4 protein-coding genes are annotated in these 3,056 nt (G+C 44.1%); 3 read left to right on the plus strand and 1 reads right to left on the minus strand.

Features of this window, described 5'->3' with window-relative positions; translation table 11 throughout:
- Window positions 1-179: 179 nt before the first annotated feature.
- Complete coding sequence (locus MHM99_RS20920) at window positions 180-914, minus strand: helix-turn-helix domain-containing protein (protein WP_039228657.1); 735 nt, start codon at window positions 912-914, stop codon at window positions 180-182.
- A 131-nt stretch (window positions 915-1,045) separates the two neighbouring features.
- On the opposite strand from MHM99_RS20920, the gene MHM99_RS20925 reads away from it, so the two are divergent.
- The 3 genes from MHM99_RS20925 to yiaA all read left to right on the plus strand — a co-directional run bounded on the left by MHM99_RS20925 (window position 1,046) and on the right by yiaA (window position 2,921).
- Window positions 1,046-1,456, plus strand: coding sequence for a hypothetical protein (locus tag MHM99_RS20925; RefSeq protein WP_239220453.1), 411 nt, complete (start codon window positions 1,046-1,048; stop codon window positions 1,454-1,456).
- Window positions 1,457-1,630: 174 nt separating this feature from the next.
- Complete coding sequence (locus MHM99_RS20930; protein ID WP_061486578.1) at window positions 1,631-2,467, plus strand: DUF2145 domain-containing protein; 837 nt, start codon at window positions 1,631-1,633, stop codon at window positions 2,465-2,467.
- Window positions 2,451-2,921: an inner membrane protein YiaA gene (gene yiaA, locus MHM99_RS20935; RefSeq protein ID WP_239220454.1), complete on the plus strand. Its 471-nt coding sequence runs from the start codon at window positions 2,451-2,453 to the stop codon at window positions 2,919-2,921. The genes MHM99_RS20930 and yiaA overlap by 17 nt, the downstream gene beginning before the upstream one ends.
- Window positions 2,922-3,056: the final 135 nt, after the last annotated feature.

Here is a 3,056-nt window from a genome sequence, read left to right on the forward strand (position 1 = left end):
TGGCGATTGATCTGATCACCAAACGTCATGAATGTTCCTATCTTTTTTATCTCGCTGATATCGTTATATTATTTGTGGGGATACCTCAGGGTCAGAGTACTTTTTTGAGTAGCAAAAAATGGGGTCGGAGTACTTTTTTATTTAATGTACTCTGACCCCCCAAATATACTTCGACAGGGTTATTTTCGCTTCATGTTTTCAAAAAGCGAGGGTTCCCAAGGCCGCATCGCCATTAAAAGACCAATGTGCTGGCGTTCTTCAATTGGTAGGGCATTATCTTCGCTGCTGAGTTTTGCTGCCTCTTGTCGCAGTTGTTCAAGACGGCGCTGAATAATCGAAACCGAGGTCTGAGAATAGCGGCCGCGTAAATAGAAACGGAACATCCATGGCTCGTTCTTCTTTGGGGCCATAAACTTCACCATTACTTCCTGCTCCATAAATTTTTCTAGCGGACCACCAGGGATCCAGCGAAAGTTTTGCGCAATAAGTAGCTTGTAGCGGTTATTCGGTAACAGCTCTATAAGCTTAAGTTTGTCTAAGGTTGTCATTAGCTTAATGCCCTCGACCTCAGAAATATTGTAGTGCTTGATGATTTCCGAGAATCGCCAGCCATCACGCACACATACGGCTGCAAGCAGTAGCTTGGGATTGGCAAGTAGCTCCATTTCTTGCTTCTCAGACAGCTGTGATATTTTTTCCTGCTGCTTTTGCGACAGGCTAAAAAGGTCGCTTAATGACAAATTTAGACATTCACAAATCTGTTCCAGCTTGTCGAGGCTGAAAGCCTGTAGAGAGAAATTTCGTTTTACGCTGGCCTCGCTTACGTTCAGTTTCTGTGCGATCTGTTTGTAGGTAAATCGCTGCTCTCGTAAACATTGTTTAAGCGTGTCGTAAACAAGGTTAATTTGGCTCATGGTATTAAATATTTATACTTGTGGTGTAATTTAATACTACATCAGCGATTGTGGTTTACGAAATTTATTCTTGGTTCTAGTGTAGAACATGTTCAGGCACATCTCGCCTTTACATACTAGGAGCAAGTGATATGAAAAATTCGCGTTCAACATTGATGTTAACTGCACTATTAGGTAGTGCGCTTCTTACCCATTCTGTAATGGCAGATGACTCTACCGACCACAGTGGCAAAGCCAGTAAACATAGCGCACTTGCTGCATCTGAAGGCTTAGCAACGACGGCGTCAGTAGCGAGTGCCGTAGTCGCTGTTCCGGTGATACTAACCGGCAGTGCTGTAGTGGCAGGTAGCGCAGTTGCTGAAAGTGTGATTGACGAGAGTAGCCGCAGTATTCACGGAGCTAGTCATCATTCCTCCGTTGATAATAACCAGCCGTTAGTGATTACCGAAACAATCATTACTGCAGACCCTGCGCCAAACAAAGTCGTTGCGACCACTAACACAACAACGACTACGACAACTACTACCACAACTAAACGCTAACGGTTAATTAATTGCTCGAACTTTGAAGCGCGATTGGACGCTATAAAAGTGGCTATAGTTTGGTAAAACACTGCTACAGCGAAGCGTTGTGCATCTAGCGCTTCATAATAAATAGCGAGCGCTTTAGGTGGCTCTTATTCAGTGCAAGTCGAAAGAATTTAAGCAGGGAAGAGTATGAAAACATTTTTGTATTCAATAGCTGTGGCTTTGGTACTACTTACTGCCAACGCTAATCACGCTTTGGCAGGTAGTCAGCAGCACGGAAAACCTTCGTTTTCACCAGAAGCCATTGCCATTTTTTCTAAAGAAGTAGAAAAGTATGCGGCAAGCCAAGGAGCTCGTGCCTTCATTATTGCAAGGCGAGGCAGACCGATTGAAGACATGCCGGAGGGCATTCGCTTCACTCACACTGCTATTGCTATCTACTCAAGCATACAGCTAGATAATGGAGAGACAGCCAAAGGCTATGCAATCCATAATTTGTATCAGGATGCTGATGAACAAGACGTGAGTCATCTAGTTACCGATTATCCTGTAGATTTTTTCTGGAGTGCTTATGCGCTCGAGGCAGGCCTGGTTATCCCCTCGGTTGCCGTGCAGCAAGCGCTTATAAGTATGTACAGCGAAGATAGAGCAAAATTGTTGCATAACCCACGCTATTCAGTGGTTGCTAACCCATTTAACAGTGAACGACAAAACTGTACCGAGTACACCCTAGATGTGCTCAATGCTGCGGTGTACTCCACCACAGATATAGCCCAGCTAAAAGCTAATGCAAAGGCATATTTTACGCCGCAAAAAGTAAACATGAGCCGCGCCAAACTTGGCTTGGCGAGTATGTTCAGCGACGGCGTGACGCTGTCCGATCACGGTCGTAAGGTGGAAACAACTACATTTGGAAGCCTTGCTCGTTACATGCAGAAATACGATTTATCGGAAAAGGCAGTTATTTTTGCGAGCAACGGTGAGACAACTATTATCGAGGAATTTAACAATGCAGATTCAGAATAAACCAACGAAAGCATTTCGAATAGCATCACTGGCAGCCCTAATTGTGGGGGTAGGCGCTTATTTTATCGGCCTTTACAATGCCCCAATGGCGCTTAATGAAAAAGGTTATTACTTCACTATTATGTTATTTGGCTTGTTTTCTGTAGTGAGCTTACAAAAAACGGTACGCGATAAGATGGAAGGTGTGCCAGCGACCAAAGCATACTTCCTTGCATCAGCTGTAGCTACTGCATCAGCCATCGTATTGTTGGTAATTGGCTTATTAAATGCTGAGCTTTTATTAAGTGAAAAAGGCTTCTTCGGCATGGCCTTCACTCTAAGCCTCTTTGCCGCTATTACGGTGCAGAAGAACGTACGCGATAGCCAAACTACCGACGAGTCACGCAACACAAAAAGCGATACTCAAAGCAGCGCTACTGAGCACGAAGACTCTCCCAAAGTGAAAGCCGCTTAAAAAATGGGGTCAGAGTACATTAAATAAATGGGGTCGGAGTCTGAGGTATCCCCACAAATAATATAACGATATCAGCGAGATAAAAAAGATAGGAACATTCATGACGTTTGGTGATCAGATCAATCGCCAAAAATC

The sequence above is a fragment of the Alteromonas sp. MmMcT2-2 genome (genome assembly GCF_022348305.1).
GTDB lineage: Bacteria > Pseudomonadota > Gammaproteobacteria > Enterobacterales > Alteromonadaceae > Alteromonas > Alteromonas macleodii.

Excerpts from the sequence above, each read along its gene's own strand:
- MHM99_RS20920 (WP_039228657.1), bottom strand. The coding sequence starts at position 914 with ATGAGCCAAATTAACCTTGTTTACGACACGCTTAAACAATGTTTACGA.
- MHM99_RS20925 (WP_239220453.1), top strand. The coding sequence starts at position 1,046 with ATGAAAAATTCGCGTTCAACATTGATGTTAACTGCACTATTAGGTAGT.
- MHM99_RS20930 (WP_061486578.1), top strand. The coding sequence starts at position 1,631 with ATGAAAACATTTTTGTATTCAATAGCTGTGGCTTTGGTACTACTTACT.
- yiaA (WP_239220454.1), top strand. The coding sequence starts at position 2,451 with ATGCAGATTCAGAATAAACCAACGAAAGCATTTCGAATAGCATCACTG.